The organism is Microbispora bryophytorum (assembly GCF_006874465.1).
Taxonomy (GTDB): domain Bacteria; phylum Actinomycetota; class Actinomycetes; order Streptosporangiales; family Streptosporangiaceae; genus Microbispora; species Microbispora bryophytorum.
In genome coordinates, this window is sequence record NZ_VIRL01000003.1 from 469,313 (window position 1) to 492,814 (window position 23,502).

22 protein-coding genes and 1 other RNA gene are annotated in these 23,502 nt (G+C 71.2%); 12 read left to right on the forward strand and 11 right to left on the reverse strand.

Annotated elements, in window-relative coordinates; genetic code table 11:
• Positions 1–73: 73 nt before the first annotated feature.
• Positions 74–1,192, forward strand: coding sequence for a peptide chain release factor 2 (gene prfB, locus FLX07_RS09640; RefSeq protein ID WP_142569677.1), 1,119 nt, complete (start codon positions 74–76; stop codon positions 1,190–1,192).
• Here the strand turns inward: prfB and FLX07_RS09645 are convergent.
• Positions 1,186–1,374, reverse strand: a complete 189-nt coding sequence (locus FLX07_RS09645; RefSeq protein ID WP_142569678.1) for a hypothetical protein — start codon at positions 1,372–1,374, stop codon at positions 1,186–1,188. The genes prfB and FLX07_RS09645 overlap by 7 nt on opposite strands.
• Before the next feature lie 179 nt (positions 1,375–1,553).
• On the opposite strand from FLX07_RS09645, the gene ftsE reads away from it, so the two are divergent.
• The 6 genes from ftsE (at position 1,554) to FLX07_RS09675 (ending at position 6,973) form a co-directional block, all read left to right on the forward strand.
• Positions 1,554–2,243, forward strand: coding sequence for a cell division ATP-binding protein FtsE (ftsE, locus tag FLX07_RS09650; RefSeq protein ID WP_142569680.1), 690 nt, complete (start codon positions 1,554–1,556; stop codon positions 2,241–2,243).
• A 14-nt stretch (positions 2,244–2,257) separates the two neighbouring features.
• Positions 2,258–3,157, forward strand: coding sequence for a permease-like cell division protein FtsX (gene ftsX, locus FLX07_RS09655; RefSeq protein WP_142569682.1), 900 nt, complete (start codon positions 2,258–2,260; stop codon positions 3,155–3,157).
• A 56-nt stretch (positions 3,158–3,213) separates the two neighbouring features.
• Positions 3,214–3,696, forward strand: coding sequence for an SsrA-binding protein SmpB (gene smpB / locus FLX07_RS09660; protein ID WP_139573262.1), 483 nt, complete (start codon positions 3,214–3,216; stop codon positions 3,694–3,696).
• 9 nt (positions 3,697–3,705) lie between these two features.
• A complete protein-coding gene (locus FLX07_RS09665) occupies positions 3,706–5,613 on the forward strand; it encodes a penicillin-binding transpeptidase domain-containing protein (protein ID WP_142569684.1) in 1,908 nt (635 codons plus the stop codon).
• Positions 5,614–5,929: 316 nt separating this feature from the next.
• Positions 5,930–6,314, forward strand: a transfer-messenger RNA (tmRNA) gene (ssrA, locus tag FLX07_RS09670).
• Positions 6,315–6,400: 86 nt separating this feature from the next.
• Positions 6,401–6,973: a UTRA domain-containing protein gene (locus tag FLX07_RS09675; RefSeq protein WP_142569686.1), complete on the forward strand. Its 573-nt coding sequence runs from the start codon at positions 6,401–6,403 to the stop codon at positions 6,971–6,973.
• Here FLX07_RS09675 and FLX07_RS09680 read toward each other — a convergent pair.
• Positions 6,946–7,989, reverse strand: a complete 1,044-nt coding sequence (locus FLX07_RS09680) for an adenosine deaminase (RefSeq protein ID WP_229689550.1) — start codon at positions 7,987–7,989, stop codon at positions 6,946–6,948. The genes FLX07_RS09675 and FLX07_RS09680 overlap by 28 nt on opposite strands.
• Positions 7,990–8,068: 79 nt before the next feature.
• Positions 8,069–9,151 (reverse strand): S1C family serine protease, encoded by a 1,083-nt coding sequence (locus FLX07_RS09685; RefSeq protein ID WP_142569688.1) that lies wholly within the window; start codon positions 9,149–9,151, stop codon positions 8,069–8,071.
• Positions 9,152–9,479: 328 nt separating this feature from the next.
• Between FLX07_RS09685 and FLX07_RS09690 the strand changes: the two genes are divergently transcribed.
• A complete protein-coding gene (locus FLX07_RS09690) occupies positions 9,480–11,687 on the forward strand; it encodes an acyl-CoA dehydrogenase family protein (RefSeq protein WP_142569689.1) in 2,208 nt (735 codons plus the stop codon).
• A gap of 106 nt (positions 11,688–11,793) precedes the next feature.
• Here FLX07_RS09690 and FLX07_RS09695 read toward each other — a convergent pair whose 3' ends face one another.
• On the reverse strand, positions 11,794–12,939 hold the full coding sequence (locus tag FLX07_RS09695) for an alpha-lytic protease prodomain-containing protein (protein ID WP_142569691.1): 1,146 nt from the start codon (positions 12,937–12,939) through the stop codon (positions 11,794–11,796).
• Between the two features lie 147 nt (positions 12,940–13,086).
• The gene (locus tag FLX07_RS09700; RefSeq protein ID WP_142569693.1) at positions 13,087–14,055 is read right to left on the reverse strand and encodes a LysR family transcriptional regulator; all 969 of its coding nucleotides are present in this window, start codon (positions 14,053–14,055) and stop codon (positions 13,087–13,089) included.
• Between the two features lie 419 nt (positions 14,056–14,474).
• Between FLX07_RS09700 and FLX07_RS09705 the strand changes: the two genes are divergently transcribed.
• Positions 14,475–15,671 carry a damage-control phosphatase ARMT1 family protein gene (locus tag FLX07_RS09705; RefSeq protein ID WP_142569695.1) on the forward strand — a complete coding sequence of 399 codons (1,197 nt, stop codon included), beginning with the start codon at positions 14,475–14,477 and terminating at the stop codon, positions 15,669–15,671.
• 65 nt (positions 15,672–15,736) lie between these two features.
• Here FLX07_RS09705 and FLX07_RS09710 read toward each other — a convergent pair whose 3' ends face one another.
• From FLX07_RS09710 to map, 3 genes are all read right to left on the reverse strand, one after another.
• On the reverse strand, positions 15,737–16,723 hold the full coding sequence (locus FLX07_RS09710) for a hypothetical protein (RefSeq protein WP_142569697.1): 987 nt from the start codon (positions 16,721–16,723) through the stop codon (positions 15,737–15,739).
• Complete coding sequence (locus FLX07_RS09715) at positions 16,720–17,403, reverse strand: VC0807 family protein (protein ID WP_208762129.1); 684 nt, start codon at positions 17,401–17,403, stop codon at positions 16,720–16,722. Before FLX07_RS09715 ends, FLX07_RS09710 begins: the two co-directional genes overlap by 4 nt.
• A gap of 122 nt (positions 17,404–17,525) precedes the next feature.
• The gene (gene map / locus FLX07_RS09720) at positions 17,526–18,293 is read right to left on the reverse strand and encodes a type I methionyl aminopeptidase (protein ID WP_142569698.1); all 768 of its coding nucleotides are present in this window, start codon (positions 18,291–18,293) and stop codon (positions 17,526–17,528) included.
• Between the two features lie 54 nt (positions 18,294–18,347).
• On the opposite strand from map, the gene FLX07_RS09725 reads away from it, so the two are divergent.
• Together FLX07_RS09725 and FLX07_RS09730 are read left to right on the forward strand one after the other, a co-directional pair.
• Complete coding sequence (locus FLX07_RS09725) at positions 18,348–18,623, forward strand: helix-turn-helix domain-containing protein (protein ID WP_142569700.1); 276 nt, start codon at positions 18,348–18,350, stop codon at positions 18,621–18,623.
• A gap of 245 nt (positions 18,624–18,868) precedes the next feature.
• A complete protein-coding gene (locus FLX07_RS09730; RefSeq protein WP_142569702.1) occupies positions 18,869–19,411 on the forward strand; it encodes a hypothetical protein in 543 nt (180 codons plus the stop codon).
• Positions 19,412–19,433: 22 nt separating this feature from the next.
• Here FLX07_RS09730 and FLX07_RS09735 read toward each other — a convergent pair whose 3' ends face one another.
• Complete coding sequence (locus FLX07_RS09735; protein ID WP_229689551.1) at positions 19,434–20,645, reverse strand: serine hydrolase domain-containing protein; 1,212 nt, start codon at positions 20,643–20,645, stop codon at positions 19,434–19,436.
• 114 nt (positions 20,646–20,759) lie between these two features.
• A complete protein-coding gene (locus FLX07_RS09740) occupies positions 20,760–21,632 on the reverse strand; it encodes a LysR family transcriptional regulator (RefSeq protein WP_142569706.1) in 873 nt (290 codons plus the stop codon).
• A 76-nt stretch (positions 21,633–21,708) separates the two neighbouring features.
• On the opposite strand from FLX07_RS09740, the gene FLX07_RS09745 reads away from it, so the two are divergent.
• Positions 21,709–22,659: a threonine ammonia-lyase gene (locus FLX07_RS09745; protein ID WP_142569708.1), complete on the forward strand. Its 951-nt coding sequence runs from the start codon at positions 21,709–21,711 to the stop codon at positions 22,657–22,659.
• 43 nt (positions 22,660–22,702) lie between these two features.
• On the opposite strand, the gene FLX07_RS09750 is transcribed toward FLX07_RS09745, so the two are convergent.
• The gene (locus FLX07_RS09750) at positions 22,703–23,476 is read right to left on the reverse strand and encodes a hypothetical protein (protein WP_142569710.1); all 774 of its coding nucleotides are present in this window, start codon (positions 23,474–23,476) and stop codon (positions 22,703–22,705) included.
• Positions 23,477–23,502: the final 26 nt, after the last annotated feature.

Consider the following 23,502-nt stretch of genomic DNA (forward strand, 5'->3'; position numbering starts at 1 on the left):
CCATGCAATCGATTCACATGCTACCGAGGCGTGCTGCCTGACCGGGTCTCCGATTCGCGTACCCTTTACAGACGTGGCAGTCATCGATCCAGCCGAAGAGATCAACGAGCTTAGCGGCACGCTGCAGGGCATTCAGGACGTGCTCGACCTCGACGCCCTGCGTAAGCAGATCGCCGAGTTGGAGGACCAGGCTGCCGCTCCCGACCTGTGGAACGACACCGAGCAGGCGCAGCGCGTCACCAGCCGGCTCTCCCACCTGCAGGCCGAGGTCAACCGGGTGGACGGCCTGGGCCGCCGCCTGGAGGACCTGCCGATCCTGTTCGAGCTGGCGGCCGAGGAGGGCGACGAGGACGCGCTGGCCGAGGCCGAAAGGGAGCTCGCCGCGCTCAGGTCCGAGGTCGGCGCGCTCGAGGTCCGCACGCTGCTGTCGGGCGAGTACGACGCCCGCGAGGCACTGGTGACCATCAACGCGCAGGCGGGCGGCGTCGACGCGGCCGACTGGGCCCAGATGCTGCTGCGCATGTTCCTGCGGTGGGCCGAGCGCAAGGGCTACCCGGCGGAGGTCTACGAGACCTCCTACGCCGAGGAGGCCGGCATCAAGTCCGCCACCTTCGCGGTCAAGGCCCCCTACGCGTACGGCACGCTCCGGGGCGAGCACGGCACCCACCGGCTGGTGCGGATCAGCCCGTTCGACAACCAGGGCCGCCGGCAGACCTCGTTCGCGGGCGTGGACGTGGTGCCCGTGGTCGAGCAGACCGACCACATCGACATCAACGAGGACGACCTGCGCATCGACGTCTACCGGTCGTCCGGGCCGGGCGGCCAGGGCGTGAACACCACCGACTCGGCCGTGCGGATCACCCACCTGCCGACCGGGATCGTGGTCTCCTGCCAGAACGAGCGATCTCAGCTGCAGAACCGGGCGACGGCGATGGCCGTCCTGTCCGCCAAGCTGCTGGAGCGCAAGCGTCAGGAGGAGGCCGCGGCGATGAACGAGCTGCGCGGCGAGACCACGACGTCGTGGGGCACGCAGATCCGCAACTACGTGCTGCACCCCTACCAGATCGTCAAGGACCTGCGCACGGGTGTGGAGGCGGGCAACCCCACCGCCGTGCTGGACGGCGACCTCGACGAGTTCATCGAAGGTGAGATCCGCTGGTCGCGCCGCCAGGAGTCGGGTGACAATCAGTAACCGCTGACGTGCGTGAGCGCGACCAGCGCCACGACCAGTAGCACGACAAGCGCGATGGTCAGGGGCGACAGCCCCATGAACCCGTGGTGGTGAACCTTGGCGCGGCCCTCACGGCAGACGGGGCAGCGCCCTTCCACCACGGGGCCCGCGCACGCGGCGCAGATCAGATGTTCGCAGCTCATAGCAGCTTTACCGCCCCATCGCCCAAGGGCTAATCGTTTTGTTTCCGTTATGGACGTTCCATGCCAGTGTTACCCCTAGACTGGCCTCTGGCCAAACGGAACGTCGATCCAGAGCAAAGTGACCGGCGACCCCCGGACCGGCCGTCCCACCCCCTAGACTGGCTAGCCGTGATGCGCCCGTGATCCATTTCGATAATGTCACCAAGGTCTACGCGAACCAAAACCGGCCCGCCCTCGACCACGTGAGCGTGGATGTCGACAAGGGCGAATTCGTCTTCCTGGTCGGTCCGTCAGGGTCGGGGAAGTCCACCTTCCTCCGGCTGGTCCTGAAGGAGGAGCGACCCAACAACGGCTCCATCCACGTGGCCGGCAAGGACCTGTCGAAGCTGTCCAACTTCAAGGTGCCGCACCTGCGCCGCCGCATCGGCTGCGTGTTCCAGGACTTCCGGCTGCTGCCGAACAAGAACGTCTACGAGAACGTGGCGTTCGCCCTGGAGGTCATCGGCAAGCCGCGCCGCTTCATCCGCAAGGTCGTGCCCGAGGTCATCGAGCTCGTCGGCCTGGAGGGCAAGGCGCACCGCATGCCGGAGGAGCTGTCCGGTGGCGAGCAGCAGCGGGTCGCCATGGCCCGCGCGTTCGTCAACCGGCCGATGATCCTGCTCGCCGACGAGCCCACGGGAAACATCGACCCCGCCACGAGCATCGGCATCATGAAGGTGCTCGACCGAATCAACAGGACCGGCACGACCGTCCTCATGGCGACACACGACGCCGCGATCGTCGACTCCATGCGCAAGCGCGTGGTCGAGCTCGAGGACGGCAAGATCGTCCGTGACCAGTCGCGCGGCGTGTACGGCCAGGCGTATTAGGAGTAACTGGGACCATGCGGGCCAACTTCATCTTCTCCGAGGTCTGGATCGGCCTTCGGCGCAACCTCACGATGACCATCGCGGTGATCGTGACAGTGGCGGTCGGCATGGCGCTGCTCGGCGTCGGACTGATGATCAACTCCCAGGTCTCGAAGCTGACCGGCTTCTGGAGCGACAAGGTCGAGCTGTCGGTCTACCTGTGCACCAAGGGCTCGCCCTTCGAGCCCTGTAAGAACAGAGGCGCGGTCACCCAGGAGGAGAAGGGCACCCTGGAACAGACGATCAAGGCGCTCCCGGACGTCGAGCAGGTGAAGTTCGAGAACCAGGCCCAGGCGTTCAAGAACTTCCAGAGCACCGAGAGCAACACGCTGCTGCTGTCGGTGACCAAGCCCGAGGACATGCCGGAGTCGTTCCGGGTCAAGCTGAAGGACCCGGAGAAGGCGACGGCCGTCGCGAGCAGCCTCAAGGGGCAGCCCGGCGTCTCCAACGTCGTCAACGAGCGCGACCTGCTCCAGTCGGTCTTCGGCTTCATGGACACGCTGCGCAACGTGGCGCTCGGCATCGCGATCCTCATGGTGATCGCGGCCACACTGCTGATCGGCAACACGGTCCGGCTGTCGGCGTACAACCGCCGAAGAGAGACCGGCATCATGCGGCTGGTCGGTGCCTCCAACATCTACATCCAGCTGCCGTTCGTGCTGGAGGGCCTGATCGCCGGCCTCATCGGCGGCGTCCTGTCCGGTGTGATCCTGATCGTCGTCAAGGTCTTCATCTTCGAGTCGATCCAGACCTACATGGCCGCGCCCCTCGGTTGGGACACGGTCGCCGGCGTGATCACCGGCACCATGGCCGTCGGCGTGCTCATCTGTGTGCTCGCCTCATTCGTCACCCTGCGCCGCTACCTGCGGGTGTGATCCCGCACCGCCGCGCAGCTCGTTTCCGCCCTTCGCGGCGACGGTAGGCTCCCCTTATGCCACGTGAGACCGGGCGCAAGCTGATCGCCCAGAACAAGCGTGCCAGGCACGACTTCTTCATCGAGGACACCTACGAGGCCGGGCTCGTCCTGACCGGCACCGAGGTCAAGTCCCTGCGGGCGGGAAAGGCCAACCTGACCGACGGCTACGCCTCGGTCGAGGGCGGCGAGGTCTGGCTGATCAACGTGTACATCCCTGAGTACAGCCAGGGCACCTGGACCAACCACGCCGCCCGGCGCACGCGCAAGCTGCTGCTGAACCGCAAGGAGATCGGCAAGCTCGACGCGACGCTGAAGGAGAAGGGCCTCACGCTGATCCCGCTGTCGATGTACTTCAAGGACGGCCGGGCGAAGATCGAAATCGGCATCGCCCGAGGAAAGAAGGACTACGACAAGCGGCAGACGCTCATGGAGAAGCAGGCCGGCCGGGAGATGGCACGGGCCATGTCGAACGCGGTCCGCCGCCGGGGGGGCCGTTAGGCCGTGGCGGTGTCCTTCCGATCATTCGGGGTCGTCCGGGCGAGAGCCGTACGGGCCGCGCTCGCGCTGGGGCTGACCGCGCCCCTGCTGACCGGCTGCTTCGAGGAGCCGTCGCCGCACGAGGCGGTGCGCGACTTCCTCGTCGGCTGGCAGACGGGGGACTACGCGGCCGCCGCGCGGCGGGCCGACGGCGACCAGGCGGCGGTGCGCAAGGCGCTTGAGGGCGCCCGGCTGCAACTGGACGCCGCCTCGATCCGCTTCTCCCTGCGCGGCATCAGCCAGGACGGCGACGCCGCGCAGGCCGGCTACCACGCCGAGGTGGACCTCGGCGAGAACAACCCCCTCTGGCAGTACGACGGGAACCTGCCCCTGCACCTGGTCGGCGGCCAGTGGAAGGTGCGGTGGTCGCCGAGCGTCATCCACCCCGACCTGCACCCCGGGCAGCGGCTCGCGGTCGCCACCGTCCCCAAGGGCCGCAGGCCGGTCCTCGACCGGAACGGCAACCCCTTGCAGGACGAGACCGTCCTGCACGTGGCCGGGGTCTACCCCGCCAAGGTCAAGGACCCCGGCCGGCTCTGCGACCAGCTGTCGAAGGTCACCGGTTTCGCCCAGGACCGTCTGCTGAGCCGCATCCTGTCGTCGCCCCCGCAGGACTTCGTCCCCCTCGCGACGTTCGGGCGGACGAAGTTCGCCCAGATCAGGTCCAAGCTTGAGGCCATCCAAGGTCTGGAGTTCCAGGTCGACAATCCGCCGGTCGCCCCCAAGTCGCCCACCCAGATCGTCGGGGTGGTCACGGCCATCACCCCGGAGGCGGAGCAGAAGCTCGGCGGGCCGCAGCGGGCCGGCGACACGCTCGGCCGGGACGGCCTGCAGAAGGCCTACCAGGACCAGCTCACCGGCTCGACCGAGACCCGGGTCGTCATCCTCGACAACGCCACCGGGCGACAGGTCAAGGAGCTCAAGGCGTGGCCGGGGCGGGAGAACTCGTCGGTCCAGACCACGATCGACAGCCGCCTGCAGAGCGTGGGGGACGCCGCGGTGGCGGGGCCCCGCCCGGCCGCGCTCGTCGCGGTGCAGGCGTCCACCGGCCAGTTGCTCGCCGTCTCCACCAACCAGCTGCACCAGGAGAACGACGCGCTGGCCGGCAAGTTCGCGGCCGGCACCGCCTTCTCGGTCGTCGCGGCCGAAGGGCTGCTCCAGTCGGGCCTCGACCCGAAGCAGAAGGTGCCGTGCAGCGCCGACCGCACCGTGGGCGGAGCCCGATTCCAGCAGCCCGGCGTCAACGGTGTGACGACGCCCACCTTCCAGACCGACTTCGCGCAGGGCTGCGTGACCGCCCTGGCGTCGCTGGCGCGGCGGATCAGCGGGCAGCGGCTGTCGGCCAGCGCGACCCAGTTCGGCATCGGCGGCGACTGGAAGCTGCCGTTGAGGACGTTCAGCGGGTCGATGGACGCGCCTGACGGGGACGCCGCCATCGCGAAGATCATGGCGGGGCAGGGCGCCCGAGTGAGCCCGCTGGCGATGGCCCTCGTCGCCGCGGCCGTCAAGTCCGGCACGTGGCGGCCGCCGGTGCTGGTGACCTCGCCCGTCGCTCCCGACCCGGCGGCCGGGGACGCCGTCACGCAGGCCCCCACGCAGCCCGTGACGCTCGATCCCGCGATCATCGCGAAGCTGCGCACGCTCATGCGGGCCGGTGTCACGTCCGGCGCGGCCTCCGCCGCCTCCGCCCCCGGCGACCCCGTGTACGGCGTGGCCGCCGAGGTCACGCAGACGGAGAAGAAGGAGCGCACCAGGCTCTCGTGGTTCGTGGGCTGGCAGGGGGACATCGCGGTCGCGGTGCTGGCGGAGAGCGGTGACACGGCGGCCGCCTCCGTGATCGCCGGCAGCTTCTTCCGCGACGCCCAGCCCCAGACCTGAAAAATGCTCGGAGCCGAGCAACCATCAGGGCGGCGGCCGGCGTCTTTCTAGGTGACTGGGACCCGCTCGGGGGGTTGCGGGCCCAGTCACCGTGATGAGGACAGGGCTCCATCTCGGGGGGAGCCCTGCCCGTCCGGACCGGCTCGACCCTGCCGGTCGGCCCCCGGGGGCGCGCGCCAGAGGCCGCGTTCCCCGGGGGCTTCGGCGTCTCACCGGCCCCCCGCGTACCGGCCGAGGGAATTCGAGTCGCGTCGCCGGTGCTGTCACGGGTAAGCTGGATGTACCAGGCCCTCGGGTCTGGGTTGAAAACTCCACAGGGGGTGACCGGTTTCGACTTCGGCATTGCAAGTCAGGGGAAGCGGGTCGGGGACTGCGGACATAACCCCGTCAACACTGTGACCGCAAACAACAAGTGCCAATAAGAAGAGCACTGAGGTGAGCCAGGGTTCCCTGGCTCTCGCCGCCTAAGCAGCGAAAAACCTCTGTCAGCCCGGGAGTGCCTTCGGCCCGGAACTGACATCGCTAGAAGGCTCAACCGTCCGGCCCGGTCACGGGACCGTACGGGAAACCAAACAGTGACTGGGCCCGTCGGCGACTCGCCTGTGAGATTGCCGGGGCCGAGAAAAACGTAACAGGCTGCACCCGGAGAAGTCCTGTCTTGGTGTTGAAGGACGCGGGTTCGATTCCCGCCACCTCCACATCTCCACGGAAGGGCGGGGAGGAAGCGTTCGCTTCCTCCCCGCCCTTCCGTCGTTTTCCGAAGGCGGTACGTGGGAGGGGGTCTGCCGTGGGGCAGCCGAGGACAGTGGTGCGGCGGTCGCTGCCGTCGGAGCCGGCCGTACGGGGTTCGGCCTCGTTGTTCCTGACCGAGGCGGAGCGGCAGGGGGTGCGAGCCGGGCGCAGGATGCTGTACGTCGGCCCGGAGCCCGCGTCCGAGCACGTGGCCGCCGGGCTGCGGGTCGAGCCCGGCACGCCGGTGCTGGCCCGGCGCAAGCTGCTGCTCGCCGGTGACGTACCGGTGCGGGTCGCCACGAGCTTCCTGCGGCTCGACCTCTTCGCGGACACGCCGCTGTGCGAGCCGGGCTTCCTCGCGCCGAGCCTGCAGGCGCGCATCGAGGAGCTGGGCCACCGGTTCGGGCGGGCGGAGGAGCACCTGGTGGCCCGGCCACCCCGGGGCGACGAGGCGGCCACGCTGGAACTGGACGCTCATCCCGGCGGCGAAGCGGGCGAGTGGGTGGTCCAGATCGTGCGGGCCGCCTACTCGGCCGACGACCTGCCGATCCACGTGCTGGAGACGGTCTGCGCCGCCTCCCGGCACGTCTTCGACATCGTTCAGGTGAGCGGCGCCGACGAGTTTTGAGCGGCGTAGGCGTCGATCGCTGCAAGCAGGGCCGACTTGCCCTCGGCGCCGAGGAAGGACGCCTTCACCGCGGCCCGGGCCAGGTCGGCGACGCCCTGCTCGTCGAGGGAGAGCAGTTCGGCCGCCACGGCGTACTCCCGGTTCAGGTCGGTGCCGAACATCGGCGGGTCGTCGGTGTTCACCGTGATCGGCACCCCGGCCGCGACCAGCGCGGGCAGCGGGTGCTCGGCCAGGCTGGGCACGGCCCTGGTGCGGACGTTGGAGGTGGGGCAGACCTCCAGCGTGATCTCGTGCTCGGCCAGGTGCTCCAGCAGCGCCGGATCCTCCACACTGTGAATGCCGTGCGCGATCCGCTCCGCGCCGAGCTCGCGTACGGCGTCCCAGACGCACTGCGCGCCGGTCACCTCGCCGGCGTGCGGCACCGAGTGGAGCCCGGCGGCGCGGGCCGCGGCGAAGTGCGGGGCGAACAGCGAGCGGGGCACCCCGTGCTCCCCGCCGCCGAGCCCGAGGCTGACCAGGCCGTCCGGCCGCTCGTCGAGCGCGAGGGAGAGCGTCTGGTCGGCGGCCGGGACTCCGAAGTCGCCGGGGATGTCGAAGCACCAGCGCAGGACCGTGCCGTAGTCCGCCTCGACCCTGTGGCGGGCGTCCTCGATCACCTCGCAGAACTCCTGCGGGGCGAAGCCGCGGACCAGATGGAGGTGCGGTGTGATGGTGAGCTCGGCGTACCACACCTGCTGGGCGGCCATGTCGCCGCCCACCCCGTGGATCAGCGTCCACAGGTCGTCGGGCGTCCTCACCAGGTCCACGACCTGCAGGTAGACCTGCAGGAAGTGCGGGAAGTCGCGGAAGTCGTAGAACTCCTCGACTAGCGCGGGATCGGCGGGCACGGGTGTGAGTCCTTCGTGCCGCGCGGCGAGCTCGGCGACGATGCGCGGCGACGCCGCGCCCACGTGGTGCACGTGCAGTTCGGCCTTGGGCAACCCGGCGATGAACCGGCTGAGTTCCAGGGAGGTCACCGACAGAACGTAACAATCGAGTGGGAGCCGCCACCAAGCGATTCCGTGGTATCTCACACCACTTTGTCAGGATCGGGCGCTATCCACCGGCCGGCAGCTCGCTGAGCACGACGGTGACCGTGCTCCTGGTTCCGTCCGGTTGCGTCAGCTCGACCCGGGCCTTGTCGCCCGGTTTGAGCGTCGCCAGGATCTGCGACAGAGCGCCGGCGGTGGGAGTGGACGTGCCGTTGACCTTCACGATCACGTCGCCGGGGCGGATGCCCGCCTTGGCCGCGCCGCCGCCGGGGGACACCGAGCCGACGGCCACGCCGACCGGATTGCCGGCCGCGTCGACCGCCGTGCCGACCCGTACGCCGAGGGCCGCCCGATGGCTGTTGACGACCCGGCCGTAATGGATGATCTGGCGGGCGATGTCGGTCGCGGTGTCGCTCGGGATCGCGAAGCCGAGGCCGGGCGCGGTTCCCTGGTTGGGATCGACGGCGGCCAGCGTCGGGATGCCGATGACCTGGCCGGACAGGTCCACCAGCGCGCCACCGCTGTTGCCGGGGTTGATCGGCGCGGAGGTCTGGATGGCGCTGGCGATGGTCGCGGCCCCGCCGCCGGCGTGCCTTTCGCCCGTCACGGTGCGGCCCAGGGCCGAGACGATGCCCTGGGTCACGCTGCCGGAGAAGCCGAGCGGGTTGCCCATCGCGAGCACGATCTGCCCGACCTTGAGGTTCGCGGAGCGGCCGAATGTCGCGGGTGTCAGTCCGTTCTTGTTCTCGACCTGGATGATCGCCAGGTCGCCGGGGGGATAGGAGCTCACCAGCCTGGCCTTCCTCGGCTTGCCGCCGGTGGCCAGCGTGACCTGGAAGTCCGTGGCGGCGCCCACGACGTGGGCGTTGGTCAGGATGTGGCCGTCGGTGTCGTAGACGATGCCCGAGCCCAGCGCCTGTCCTGTGGTGATCTGCACGATCGACGGAAGGACCCTCTTGATGACCTGCTCATAGGCCGTCTCGAGCTCGAGCGGACGGGTCGGCAGGGGCGCGGCCGTCCCCGTCTTCGGCGGCGTCGCCGTAGGGGAGGTCTCGCCCGGGGTGGTTCCGGGCGCGCATCCCCCCGCGACCAGCACGGCCACGGCCGGGGCGGCGACCGTGCGGAGGACCTTCCGTGAGAGCTGCATATTCCCCTGTCTACCTGCGGGAACGGCCGCCGCAAGGCGGCACGCCGCGCCAGGCGCAGGTCATGACGGGGGCCCGGGACGCGTCATACCGGCTCAAGGGGAGCACCGAACGGGGGCCGGCCGGCGGATCGCCGCCCCGGTCCTCACCGGCGTAGCGGCCGGAGCCGTGACCGAGTCCACCGGTGCGCCTAGCCAGCGAATATTCCTCTAGAATATGGTTCTACATGAACCTGGGGAGCGTCAGCGGATGCCGCCCGTCGCGAGGCGCCGCCCGGGCCACGCGCAGCAGGGCTTGATGTGCGGAAACGACCGAGTGCTGGAGGATCTTATGGCGATCGGGCTGAGCGAGGAGCACGAGGCGCTTCGCGAGTCGGTGACCGGATGGGCCGAGCGTGCCGTGCCCGCTGACCTGGTGCGAAGCGCGGTGGGTGTCCTCGCCGAACCGGGTACGGAGGAGCGCCCGGCCTTCTGGCCCGCTCTCGCCGGACAGGGGCTGCTCGGACTGCACGTCCCGGAGGAGTTCGGCGGGTCCGGCTACGGCCTTCTGGAGGCGGCCGTGGCGATCGAGGCGCTGTCGGAGCGGGTGGCGCCCGGTCCGATGGTGCCGACCGTTCTCGCCAGCGCGGTGATCCTCGCCTCCGAGGGCAAGGCGCAGGCCGACCTGCTGCCCGGGCTCGCGGACGGCTCGCTGACCGGCGCGGTGGCGCTCGACGGCGAGATCACCGGTGTCCGCGACGGCGACGTCCTGACGATCAGCGGCACGGCCGGGTACGTCCTCGGCGCGGCGGTCGCCGACGTGCTCGTCCTGCCGGTGGCCACGGACGCCGGCGAGGAGTGGGTGGCCGTCGACGCCGCCCAGGTGACGGTCACCGCGGTCAAGTCGCTCGACCTCACCCGCGGCGTGGCCAAGGTCGAGCTGGACGGTGCGGGGGTGCCCGCCGAGCGGGTGCTGACCGGCCTGACCGGCGCCGAGGTGCGTAACGTGGCCGCGATCGTCCTCGGCGCGGACGCGGCCGGGGTGGCGGCCTGGTGCGTGTCCGCCGCCGCCGACTACGCGAAGGTCCGGGTGCAGTTCGGCCGCCCGATCGGCCAGTTCCAGGGCATCAAGCACAAGCTCTCGCGAATGCTGGTGGCGCTGGAGCAGGCCCGGGCCACGGTCTGGGACGCCACCCGGGCGGAGGGCGCCGAGCGCGACTACGCCGCCGCGATCGCGGCCGTGATGGCGCCCGACGCGGCCGTGCAGTGCGCCCGGGACGCGATTCAGACGTTCGGCGGCATCGGCTACACCTTCGAGCACGACGCCCACCTCTACTACCGCCGGGCGCTGACCGTCCGCGCGCTGCTCGGCTCCTCCTCCGAGTGGTCCGACCGGGTGGCCGCGCTCGCGCTCCGGGGCGTCGCCCGGGAGATGGAGATCGACCTGCCGGAGGAGTCGGAGCCGCTGCGCGCGTCCATCCGGGCGGAGCTCGCCGAGATCGCCGCCCTGGAGGGCGTCGAGCAGAAGCGGGCCCTGGCCACGGCGGGCTTCGTCATGCCGCATCTGCCCAGGCCCTGGGGCCGCGGGGCCTCCCCGCTGGAGCAGGTGCTCATCCACCAGGAGGTCAGGGCGGCCAAGATCAAGCCGCCACAGATGATCATCGGTGCCTGGGTGGTGCCGTCGCTGGTCGCGTACGGCACGCCGGAGCAGCAGGAGCGGTTCCTGCCGCCGACGCTGAGCGGCGAGCTGATCTGGTGCCAGCTCTTCTCCGAGCCGGAGGCGGGCTCCGACCTCGCGTCGCTGCAGATGAAGGCGGAGAAGGTCGAGGGCGGCTGGAAGCTCAACGGACAGAAGATCTGGACGTCGGTGGCGCACGTCGCCGAGTGGGCCATCTGCATCGCCCGCTCCGACACCTCCAAGCCGAAGCACGACGGCATCACCTACTTCCTGGTGAACATGAAGGGGCCCGGCGTCACCGTGCGCCCGCTGACCGAGATGACCGGGGAGAACCTGTTCAACGAGGTGTTCCTCGACGACGTCTTCGTGCCGGACGAGCTGGTCGTCGGCGAGGTCGACGAGGGCTGGCGGGTCGCCAGGAACACGCTGTCGAACGAGCGGGTCTCGCTGTCGTCCGGCTCGGGCGGCACCGGCGCTTCGGTCCCCGACCTGCTCGGCCTGGCCGGCCGGCTGGGCCGCGAGCTGACCGCCGCCGAGCGGCAGGACCTGGCCCGCGTGGCCTGCGAGGCGCACTCGATCAACGCGTTGTCGCTGCGGGTGACCCTCAAGCAGCTCGCCGGCGGCGAGCCGGGCGCCGACGCGTCGGTGCGCAAGCTGCTGTCCACCGCGCACGCGCAGCACGTCTCCGAGGTGGCGGTCTCGCTGCTCGGCCCGGCCGCCGTCACCGCGGCCGACTGGAAGCTTGGCGACGCGGGTTACTGGAACCGCGCCGTGCTCGCCACCCGCGCGATGACGATCTACGGCGGCACCACGGAGGTGCAGCTCAACATCATCGCCGAGCGCATGCTCGGCCTGCCCCGCGATCCCGAGCCGGGCAAGTGACCCTCGTGTGAGCGGCGGCTGCCCCGGCCCTCGCGGCGAAGGCTCCCCCGCCGGCCCGGAAACGGACCGGCGGGGGAGCCTTCTGGTCGGCGGGGATCAGCTGGGGTCAGCTGGTGACGAGCGTCAGTCCGTAGACCGACAGGGCCTCGTTGACAGGCTGGAAGTAGGTGGTGCCGCCGGAGGAGCAGTTGCCCGAGCCGCCGGAGGTCATGCCCTGCGCCTGGCTGCCCGAGATGAACGAGCCGCCGGAGTCACCGGGCTCGGCGCAGACGTTGGTCCGCGTCAGCCCGCTGACCGTGCCCTGTGAGTAGCGGACGCTGGCGTTGAGCTGCTGGACGCTGCCGCAGTGCCAGCCGGTGGTCGAACCGGCCCGGCAGATCGAGGAGCCCACGGCGGCGACACTGGAGCCGCTCACCCTCGCGTTGCCGTACGACACGATGTTCGTGGGCGTCCAGTTGCTGTTGACCGAGACCCAGGAGTAGTCGTTGCCGGGGAACGAGGAGCCCTGGAAGGTGCCCTGCGCGACACGGTTGTAGCCGGTCGTGGTGTTGCCGGCGCGGCCGCAGTGGCCGGCGCTGACGAAGCCGGGCGTGCTGCCCCTGCGCACCGGGAATCCGATGGAGCAGCGGGCGGAGCTGTTGATGTAGTACGCGTCGCCGCCCTGCAGGTTGTAGAAGGTCTGCGGCTGCTCGTTCGACTGCTCGACGCGTACGGCCGAGGTGTCGGCGCCGCTCGCGGCCACGAACGCCGCGGCCTCGGCGGTGTCGGAGGACAGCACGACGACGCTGTTGCTGCGCACGTCGACGTACCAGACGGACGTGGAGGCGGGCGCGCCGGCGGCGGCCCGGTCCAGCGCGGCCTCGGCGGCGTCGAGAGCGGCGAGGTTGCGGCTGACGATCTTCGGCTGCGCGCCGGCGGCCAGCACCGCGCTCGCCTTGGAGGCGTCGGAGGTGGCGACGATGAAGCTCTCGGAGGTGGTGCCGGAGACCCAGGATCCGGCGTAGGCGTCGCCGATCGCGACACGGACCTTGGCGTCGGTGGACATGGCCTTCGCCTCGTTGGCCAGACGGGCGTCGACCTGGGCGGGGGTGAGCCCGAGGTCGCGCTGCATGGCGTCCATCATCGCGGGCGGAGGCTTGACGGCGGAGGAGGCGGGAGAGTCGTTCGGCTCGGCCATGGCAGGGGTGGCGACCATGGCGAGGGCCGTGACGGCCAGAGCGCATCCGGCGAGTACGGTGCGTCTGTGGAGCATGTGGGGCTCTCCTTGTCGTTGGGGGGTGCCGTCAACGTAACCGACCTCCGCTGATACGTGGATCTATCAGTTCGCCCCTATCACCGAGTTATGGAACCGCCCTCGTCTGAAGATTCGCTGGCCCGAAATTGGCCGCCTGCGCACGGCTCACGGCTGGGGAACCGCTCCGTATTCGGGGTTGGTGACGAGCCAGTCGGCGTAGCGGGCGCTGCGCCGCACCGCGTCGGCGTACGCGGCCCGCGCGTGGGCGGCGACGACGGGGGCGGCGGCCCGCGCGCCGATCGAGTCGGCATGCCAGCCGAGCAGGTGCCGCCAGCGCAGCGGCGCACCGGCCAGCGGCATCATGACCAGCCCGGAGGTGAGCCGGAAGGTGGCCTGGCACAGGGCGACCGCCTTGCCCACTCCGACCAGGTGCAGGCAGGTCGCCACATCCGTCTCGTAGATGGATTCGGGGACGAACCCGGCCCGGGCGCAGGCGGCGGCGAAGCAGTCGGCGAAGCAGCCGTCGCCGGGGGCGACCGTCCAGCGTTCGTCGGCGAGCCTGGACAGCTCCAGCTCCTTCTCCTCCGCGAGGGGGTGGTCCTCGGACAGGAGCACGAAGACCGGGTCGGTCCCGACCGTGGTCCAGATCATCGCCTCGGCCGGGGGAGGCGGGCTGTCGCCGCACGTCCCGAGCAGCACGAAGTCGAGCCGGCCGGCCACCGAGAGCGCGGTCAGCTCACCTGCCGACCACGAGGTGCGGGTGGTGACCGGGACGCCCCGCTGGTCGGCGGTCAGACGCTCGACGAGCCCGCCGAGTATCGGCCCGTTCGTCGCGCCGAGGCGGTAGCCGGGCAGCTTGACGGAGGTGTTGGCGAACCGGACCGCGTCCTCCTGGAGGTCCCGCACGGCGGGCAGCAGCACCCGGGCGCGGGCGAGCACCATCTCGCCGAGAGGAGTGGGGCGGGCGCCGTTGCGGTCGCGTTCGAACAGCGGGCCCCCGAGTGAGCGCTCGATGCGCTTGAGTTGCGCGGTGAGCGACGGTTGGGCGAGGCCGAGCCGGGTGGCCGCTTTCGTGACGCTCCCGGCTTCGGCGACCGCGTGCACGATTCTCAGGTGGCGGATCTCCAGATCCATAGAGGGACGGTACGACCCTGGTGATATGGCCGCAATCCCGCATTGTCATGAAATCTGACTTTAACCCGTGAGCTCTCGTCACCCTTGTGACGCCTGGTGCGGATGGGCCGCGTCCGGGAGGCGGCCATTGTGCAGAACGTGTTCTCGTTCGGCGGTCGGCCGCTTGTTTACGGGTGATCACTGGCTGGCGGCGACCTGTCCGGCGGAGCTCGATAGAACGTGTTTCCGTTCGATGAGGGCGTCGTACGGTCGAGGCGTGCGGACACGTGTCACCGACTTGTTGGGTATCGGGTCCCCTGTCTTCGCCTTCAGCCACTGCCGGGACCGGCAGGCCCGCCCGCCGCCCCGCCTCCCTCGGTCGCTCGGCCGCTGCGATTTACTGGCGGTGTCGTTCCGTGAGCCGAGGGAGGATGCCGGGGATGAGTGGTGCCCGCGACGAGACCGTGGCGGACGCCCCGCCGATCATGGGGAACGTCCCCGGCTCGTACGCCCTGAGCGTCTTCAGGGAGCGGCATCCGGTGCTCGTCCGCCAGGTCGCGCGGGCGCTGCCGTACCCGCCTGACCGTCGGCGCGCGCTCGACCGGCTGCTCGACGAGGTCGTGGACGACGTCATGGAGCCGCTGGAGCCGTCGGCGTACGACGGCGCCGCCTGGGCCGAGTGGGGACGCGGCAAGATCGGAGGCCGCTACGTCGACGTGCCGTTCCTGTGGGGGGAGAGCTACTTCTACCGCAAGCTGCTTGAGGCCACCGGATACTTCGGCGACGGCCCGTGGCGCGGGGTCGATCCGTTCGGCCCAATGAAGCAGGCCGAACTCGACGGCCCGGTCGTGGACGGGGAGCTGGCGGCGCTCGACGAGACGCAGACGCTTTCCGCGGCCGAGCGGGCCGAGGCGCTGCTGCTCGGCTCGCTGTGGGGCAACCGCGCCGACCTGTCCTTCGGCGTCACCCTCAAGGGCGACCAGGAGAGGGTGGCGGACCTGGTGGTGGACGACCGGCCGCTGCTGTGGTCGCTCATCGAGGCCGCCGCACCGGGAAGGATCTGCCTGGTCGCCGACAACGCCGGGCGCGAACTGCTGCCGGACCTCGTGCTGGCCGACCACCTCCTCGACCGCGGGCTCGCCGCCGAGGTAGTCCTCCACGTCAAGCCCTTCCCGTATTTCGTGTCCGACGCCACCCCCGCCGACGTGCTCGCGTGCCTGCGGCGGCTCGCCGCGGCGCCCGGCACGGCCGGACAGGCGGGCACCCGCCTCTGGGGCGCGATGGAGGAGGGACGCCTCTCGCTGCGGGCGCATCCCTTCGCCTGCGCTCCGCTGCCCTACTCCGAGATGCCCGACGACCTGCGGGAGGAGTTCGCGTCGGCCTCGCTGACCGTCATGAAGGGCGACCTGAACTACCGGCGGCTCGTCGGCGACCGGATGTGGCCGGCGAGCACACCGTTCGCGGCGGTCACCGGTTACTTTCCCGGGCCGGTCGTCGCGCTGCGCACGCTGAAGTCGGACGCGCTCGCCGGCGTGCCCGAGCGGACGCTGGCCGAGCTGGACGCGGCCGGCCGCCCCCGGAGCGCGAACTCCTGGCGTACCGGCGGCACTCACGCCATGGTCCAGGCCCGGCCCTGAGACGGCCGCCGGGCTGGGTCAGCCGTGGGCGGGTCAGCTGTGGGGAGGGTCAGCTGTGGGGAGGGTCAGCCGGAGTAGGCGGCGGCGAGGGCGTGGAAGACCTCCTTCGGCTCCCACCCGCCGTCCTTCAGCAGCCGGACCACGCCGTAGGAGGACATGTCGAGGTCGCGGCGCGGGTCCGGGTCGTAGGTCGTGTTGTAGCCGGCGAAGGTGAACCAGAAGGCGGTGTCCACGCCCTCCTCCTCGAAGACGCCGAGCAGTTCGCGCAGGTAGCGGACCTGTTCGCCCTCGTCGCGGCGGTAGTCGCCGTCCAGCCGGGGCGGATTCGCGGTGTGGTCCACGATGGCCCACGCCATGCCGCCGCGTGCGCCTGCCCCTGTGTAGGCGCACGTGCCGAACTCGGTGACCGCCACCGGCTTGCCGAACCGGAAGCGGGAGCGCAGCTCCTCGCGGTAGGACGCGGTGTTGCGCTCGTCGCGGTAGGCGTCCACCGCGACGATGTCGAACGGGCCCCAGTCGACGCCTTCCCAGTCGCCCGAGGCGTACGTCACCCGGCCGCCGAAGAGCGTGCGGGCGGCCTCGGCGGTCTCCGCCAGGAAGGGGTTCAGCCGCGCGGGGATCTCGGCGAACCGGGCGTACAGCTCGGGATCCTTCTTGACGACCGCGGCCATGCGGTCGAAGAAGGTATCTCCTGGCAGGAAACCGGCCGCGAAGAAGCTCAGCTCGCACCCCGTCACGAGCACCACCTCCGCGCCGTCGCGCCGCACCTGCTCTGCCCGCTCGGCGCATTCGGCGAAGAACGGCGCGAGCTCCCGCGTCGTCATCTCGCAGGGGAACGGCGCGAACCACACCTCCAGACCGGCGTCGGCGGCGTGCCGAGCGGCGACGCTGAGCCGCTCCGGATGGCCGCCGGTGATGCGGACCGCGGTGCAGTGCAGCTCCTCGGCGATGACCCGCATCTCCGCGCGGACCGTCTCCGGGTCGAACGTCTCCCGGCTGGTGTGCCCGCCCGGAAGGAATCCGGTGTCGTAGTTGATGCCCCTGCCCCTCATCGGGCGTCCCTCGTCTCGTTGTTGATCATCCACATGATCTGGCCGGAGCCGAACGCGCCCGCCACCACGAGCCCCACCGCGAGGGCGGCGATCAGCAGCACGTTGGACAGCCAGACCATGGTGGACACCGGCAGCGTGAACGCGCCGATCAGCCGGGCCACGCAGTCGGCGAGCATCGCCGCGCCCCAGATGCCGGTGAAGCGGCGCTCGGCGCGGCGGAACCGGGTGGAACTCGCGAGCCGTTCCCAGGCGGCCTCCCGCACCGCGTTTCCCCGGGTGATGAACGCGCGCATGCCCGGCGTCATCACCGGGCGCGCGGTGAACGCCGTGAGCATCATGAACAGGCTGATCACGCCGCTGAGGGCCGAGTCCTTGGCGATCATCAAGCGGGCGTCGCCGGTGACGAAGCTCAGCGCGATGCCCGCCACGTTGACCGCCAGCGTCAGCCCGGCAAGCCCGTTCAGCGTCCGGTCCCTGACGATCCCGGCGATCACCCGGACGGCCGGGATCACGCCGCTCACGGTCAGCGCGGCGACCTCGCTCATGCCGAGCGCGCCGTGCAGGAGGTAGTAGCACGCCATCGGCGCGGCGACGTCGAGCACCAGCGGCATGAGCACCGTGCGGAGGTTGCCCCGCCGGGGCTGCGCGGCCGTCGCCGGGGCGGTCAGGGTCTGGGCCATCGGTTCCTCCATCGCGTCTCCGTGTGCGCATCTAGCGTCTCGAAAGCCGGAGGAGCCGGGCAGATGCAGCGATCCCGATTGCGGCAGTACAAATGTCCCGGGTAGTCGTCCACCCGAGGTCTCTAGAGCAGGGTCAGCACGCGGGGGCCGTCCTCGGTGATCGCGATGGTGTGCTCCATGTGCGCGGCCCGGCTGCCGTCGACGCTGTGCAGCGTCCAGCCGTCGCCCGCCGTGCGGTAACCGTCCCGGCCTCCGGCGACGAACATCGGCTCGATGGCCAGTGCGAGGCCGTGCCGCAGCGGGTAGCCCCGGCCGGGCCGGCCGTGGTTCGGCACCGACGGGTCCTCGTGCATGCGGCGGCCGATGCCGTGGCCGCCGAAGTCCCTGGGCATGCCGTACCCGGCATTCGCGGCGACCGCGCCGATCGCCGCGGAGATGTCCCCGATGCGGTTGCCCACGGTGGCGGCGGCGATCCCGGCGTCCAGCGCCCGGCGCGTGGTGTCGACGAGCTCAAGGTCGCCGGGCCGTGGCGTGCCCACGATGAACGTGACGGCGGCGTCGGCCGTCCAGCCGTCGAGTTCGGCACCGCAGTCGACGCCGACGACGTCACCGTCACGCAGCCGGTAGTCCGTCGGGATGCCGTGCACGATCGCGTCGTTGACGGACACGCAGATCACGGCGGGAAACGGGGTCGGCGCGAAGGGCGGCCGGTAGCCGAGGAACGGGGAGCTCGCCCCGGCCTCGCGCAGCACCGCCCGCGCCGCCTCGTCCAGGCCGGTGAGCCGCACCCCCACGGCCGCGGCCTTCCGTACGGCGTCGAGTGCGCGGGCCACGACGCGCCCCGCCTCCCGCATCGCGTCCAGCGCGGCGTCGGTCTTGATTTCCACCATGACACGGCCCTCCCAAGTGGCACCAATAACAATACCGGTATTAGTATCACGGTCATGGTGAGAGTGCCCCTGACCCCCGAGGAGCGGCTGCGGGGGGAGCGGTTCGGCGCCCTGCTGCGGCAGGCGCGCGGTGAGCGCAGCATGGTCGAGGTCGCCGCGGCGGCAGGGCTGTCGGCCGAGACGCTGCGCAAGATCGAGACCGGCCGCGCGCCGACTCCGGCCTTCTTCACCGTCGCCGCGCTCGCCGCCGCGCTCGGCCTGTCGCTGGACGAACTGGCCGCCGCCTGCGCAGAGGGTGCGCAGGCCGGCGAATTCCGCCAAGCCGGCTGACTCCTGCCTCTGAATCTTTCACCGGTCGTCGCCGGGCGGCGACTCGTGCCGGGTGGCGTTAGCCGCAGGTGAACGACCGGCCGCCGGTCGTACGCCCGGGGCCCCGGGTCGCCGCAGTGGGGCGCTTGCTGTACAGGCCGCGACGCAGACCGGACGCTGGGATCGCCTGGGATCACCTGGGATCATCGCCGGCGATCAACGGCAGCCGGCCCGAGGCGGTTGGTCAGCTCACCATGGAGGTGCCGATGCGATTCCCCCACGGCCGGTTACGTCGCTCGGCCGTCCTCGCGTCCGTCGTGGCCACCGCGTCCGCGGTGACCGGGCTCGTCCCGGGCACGGCCGACGCCGCGCCGCGCGGATCGGCCGGCGTGGTCCGCCTGCTGCCGAGTTCGGTTCCCACTCCCACTCCCACTCCCACGCCGAGTGTGAGCGCCACGCCGAGGGTCATCGTCACGCCCGCCCAGGTGGTCGTGCCCGAAGGAGGCTCGGCGCTCATCTACGTACGGCTCAGCCAGAGGCCGTCGTACGGCTGGGTGACCGTCGACAGCCAGCGGCTGTCCGGCGACTCGGACCTGTCGATCGGCCCCCGGCTGCTCTTCCCCGCGGACCGGTACAGCGAATGGCAGTCCCTCCTCGTCTTCGCCGAGGAGGACGACGACGCGACGGACGGCACCGCCACGTTCGAGTCCAAAATCAGTCAGCTGCCGGGCAGCGGCGTCGCCGTGTGGAGCGCCATCGAGCTGGACAACGACGCGCCCACGCCGTCGCCCGCACCGAGCCCGAGCTGACCGGAGTCATGAGCGGGCGGCGTCAGAAGTAGCGCGGGAAGAGGTCGGTGGCCGGCCATGTGGTCACCTTGCCGATCTGCGCGTTGACGAGCGGACTGAGCACGTCGAAGTCGAGCGAGCCGGTCTCCTCACGGCGGTTGAACAGCGCGGCGTAGGTGAAGCCGTTCTGCAGGCGGGCGGTGTAGGTGTAGGTCCCGGGCAGCGAGCCGTCGTGCCAGGTGTTGACGTGCCCCGTGACCTGGCGGACCCACAGCCCCGCGCCGTACCAGGAGCCGCTGCTGGTAACGCCGGTCTCCGGTTTGGCGATCATCCTGCCGATGGAGGTCGAGTTGAGCACGGTGTTCGGCGCGTCGAGCACCATCGCGAGGCGCACCAGGTCGACGGCGGAGGCGAGCCAGCCCCCGCCGGGCGCGCGGTTGGGCATGCTGAACCCGCCGTACGGCGTGGGCACGATCGTGCCCGAGGCGTCGGTGACGGTCTTGCTCGTGTACCGCGACTCGTAGACGACCTCGCCGGGCGCGGCCTCCGACCGGAGCGTGCGGCCCAGGCGGAGCCGGGTGATCCCCAGCGGCGCGAGGATCTTCTGCTTGACGTACGCCTCGTAGCTCATGCCCGAGACCTTCTCGATGATGCGGCCGAGCAGCATGTAGCCGTAGTTGCTGTAGGCGTACCGCGTGCCGGGGTCGAAGTCGAGCGGGCGGGCGCAGGCGTACTTGATGATGTGGTCCTGGCTGATCGGCAGCGGGACGCCGAGCGCGGCCGCGATCTCGTGGTCCATGTACAGGTAGTCGCCCGAGACGTCGCGGTCCCACCCGCCGGTGTGCTGCAGCAGCCGCCACACGGTCACCTTCGCGAGCCGCGGGTCGGCCGTGGTGGACAGGCCCAGAAGTGTCGCGGCCGAGGCGGTCAGGCTGAGCTTGCCGTCCTGGGCGAGCCTCATGATCGCGATGGCGGTGATGTGCTTGCTCAGGCTCGCGAGCCGGAACAGTGACGTGGGCGACACCGGGGGGATGTACCGGCTGCCGTCGGAGTAGCGGTAGCCCCTGGCGAGCACCAGCTTGCCGTTCTTGGTGATGGCGAGCTGCGCGCAGGTGATGCCCCGCTCCTTGACGTAGGTCTTCATCAGCGTGTCGAACCCGGCGAGCGCGGTGGGCACCACTCCGGTGGTCTCCAAGACGGGCGAGGGGAGCGCCCGCGCACCGAACGTGAGGGCGGGCACCGTCAGCGCGCCCATCTGGAGGAAGCTCCTCCTGCTCAGGCCTCCCTGATCCTCAGATACGGACATGTACGGCGGCGTTCTCCACATGTCCCAATTTCTAGTGGATCTTTGACTCGCCGCGCAGACAATTCACGTGATTGCCTGCAAAGCGGCGACCAGGGCGGCCACGGCGGGCGGGTCGGGCGGCCGGCCGTACGTCGCGGCGTAGACCCCGCGGTCCGACCCCGGCAGCTCGGACACCCGCACGTCCGGGCGGCGGTGGGCCGACAGCGCCAGCCGAGGGAGGAGCGCCACGCCCAGCCCGGCCGCGACCAGGGCCTGCACGGCCACGTAGTCGTCCGTGGTGAACGAGACGCGCGGCGCGAAGCCCGCCTGCGCGCACAGCGCGAGCAGGTGCGCGCGGCACCGCTCGCACCCCGCGATCCACGGCCCGTCCGCGTACGCCGCCAGATCCCCCGCGCCGCCGTACGCCGCGGGGGTGACAAGGAAGCTCGGGTCGTCGAGCAGGTGAACGAGGCGGACGCCGTCGTCCTCGGGCGCGCTCTCGCCGTAGTGGAAGACCACGGCGACGTCCACCCGGCCGGCCCGCAGCAGGCGCAGCGCCTCGGGCGGCTCGGCCTCCATCAGGTGCAGGTCCAGCCCCGGATGGTCCCGCGCGAGCCGCGCGGCGGCGTCCGGGACGAACGTGCCGAGGGCGGAGGGGAACGCCGCCAGTCGTACGCGTCCGGCCCGCAGCCCGACGTGCGCGGCGAGCTCCTCGGACGCCGCGTCGAGGCGGCCGAGGATCTCCGCGCTCCGCTCGGCGAGCAGGCGGCCCGCCTCGGTGAGGCGGATGCCGCGCCCCGCGCGCTGCACCAGCTTCGCGCCCGTCTCCGCCTCCAGCCGGGCGAGGTGGTGGCTCACCGAGGGCTGCGAGTAGTGCAACTCCCGCGCCGCGGCGGTCACCGTGCCGGTCCTGGCCACGGCCACGAGCACCCGCAGTCGTACGACGTCGAGCGGCATTCATCGATCCCGTCTATGGGTTCGCCTCGGAACTTCAGTTGGACCTATTGTCCCGTCGGCGGCCAGGCTGAGCGTCATGACCGAAATTCGCGACATCCTGGACGCTCGGCGGCTCATCGCCCCGCACCTGCCCGAGACTCCCATGTGGTCCTATCCCGTGCTCGACGCGGCGGTCGGCGCCGAGGTCCACGTGAAGCACGAGAACGTCCAGCCCACGGGGGCGTTCAAGGTGCGCGGCGGCATCACCCTGCTGGCCCGCATGGCGGATCGCCGTCGCGGGGTCGTCACGTACTCGACCGGCAACCACGCCCAGTCCGTCGCGTACGCCTCCCGCCTGTACGGCGTGCCGTGCGCCGTCCTGATGCCGGAGAACCCGAACCCCGCCAAGGTCGCCGCGGTCGAGGCGCTCGGGGCGACCGTCGAGGTCCGGGGCGCGACGATGGTGGAGACCGCCGAGCACGCGCGCGACCTCGCCGAGCGCACGGGACGCAGGCTGATCAGCCCGGCCGACGAGCCGGACATCCTGGCCGGGGTGGGCACGCTCTACGTCGAGATGTTCACCGCACGGCCGGACCTGGAGGTGGTGTTCGTGCCGGTGGGCAGCGGCAGCGGGGCCGCCGCCGCGTGCCTCGCCGCCGCCGCGCTCGCGCCGGGCTGCCGGGTGATCGCCGTCCAGTCGGCCCAGGCTCCGGCCGCGCACGACTCATGGCGGTTGCGGACACCGGTGACCAGGTCCATGAAGACCGTCGTGGAGGGGCTCGCCACCGGTTCCGCGTTCGCGCTCCCGCAGGCGGTGATGCGGGACGGTCTGGCCGACTTCGTGCTGGTGGACGACGACGACATCCTGCGGGCCCAGCGGCTGCTGCTCACCGAGGCCCACACCCTGGCGGAGGGAGCGGGGGCCGCCGCGCTCGCCGGACTGCTGGCCCGGCGCGAGGAGTTCGCCGGGCGCAGGGTGGCCGTGGTCTGCACGGGCGGCAACGCCGGTCCGGCCGAGCTCGCCCGCCTTCTGGGCACGCTGAATTAGACGACCGGCCGCCTCCCCGGGCTGAGCGGGGAAACGAGGGGGTTCAGGGGCCGATGTCGTGCCGGGCGGCCTTCTCGACCTCGTGCAGGCTCTGCCGGGTCAGATCGAGCTCCGAGGTCAGCTCGTCGAGTGCGTGGGCGCCGTCGCCCACGCCCACGCCGTCGGAGGCCGTCGTCATGGCGGAGATCTCGACGGCCCGCGCGACCAGGCCCTCCAGGCTGATGGCGCCCGACTGCAGCCGGGCCAGCACCCGCTCCCGCGCGCCCGACAACCTGTCGTACACCTCGCGCTGCGCGTCCAGGGCGGCGATCGACCGGTCGAGGTCGCCCGCGACCTCCTGCCGGGCCGTCTGCCGCGCCTGCGCGAGCCGTACGCGCTCCTGCTCCAGGAACCGGGGGTCGAAGCGGGCCAGCGCCGAGGCGGTGACGGAGGCGTGTCCGGCCAGCCGGCGCAGCGTGCCGACGGTGTCGTCCACCTGGGGGCGCATCGCCGCGATCCGGTCGAGCAGGAGCTGTCCGCGCATCGAGGCGGTCAGGTCGGCGAACGACGCGGCGGCCCGCTCCGCCCGCCGCAGCCACGCCTCCTCCGCGCTGCCCGGTGTTACGGCGCTTCCGGCTGCGACCGGCCGCGCCGGCTCCGTACGGCTCTCGCCTCCGGTGGACTGCCACGCGGAGGCGAACGCCTTGATGAGCCAGACCGCGACCCCGGCGACGGGCACCCCCACAGGAGGGACGCCGACCGCCCAGGCCGCGCCCGCGGCGGTGGCGCCCAGGAGCAGCGCCCAGGGGTCGCGGAGTTCCTCGGTGAAGCGGGACAAGGGGGCTCCCGGGTCGGAAGGTGGCG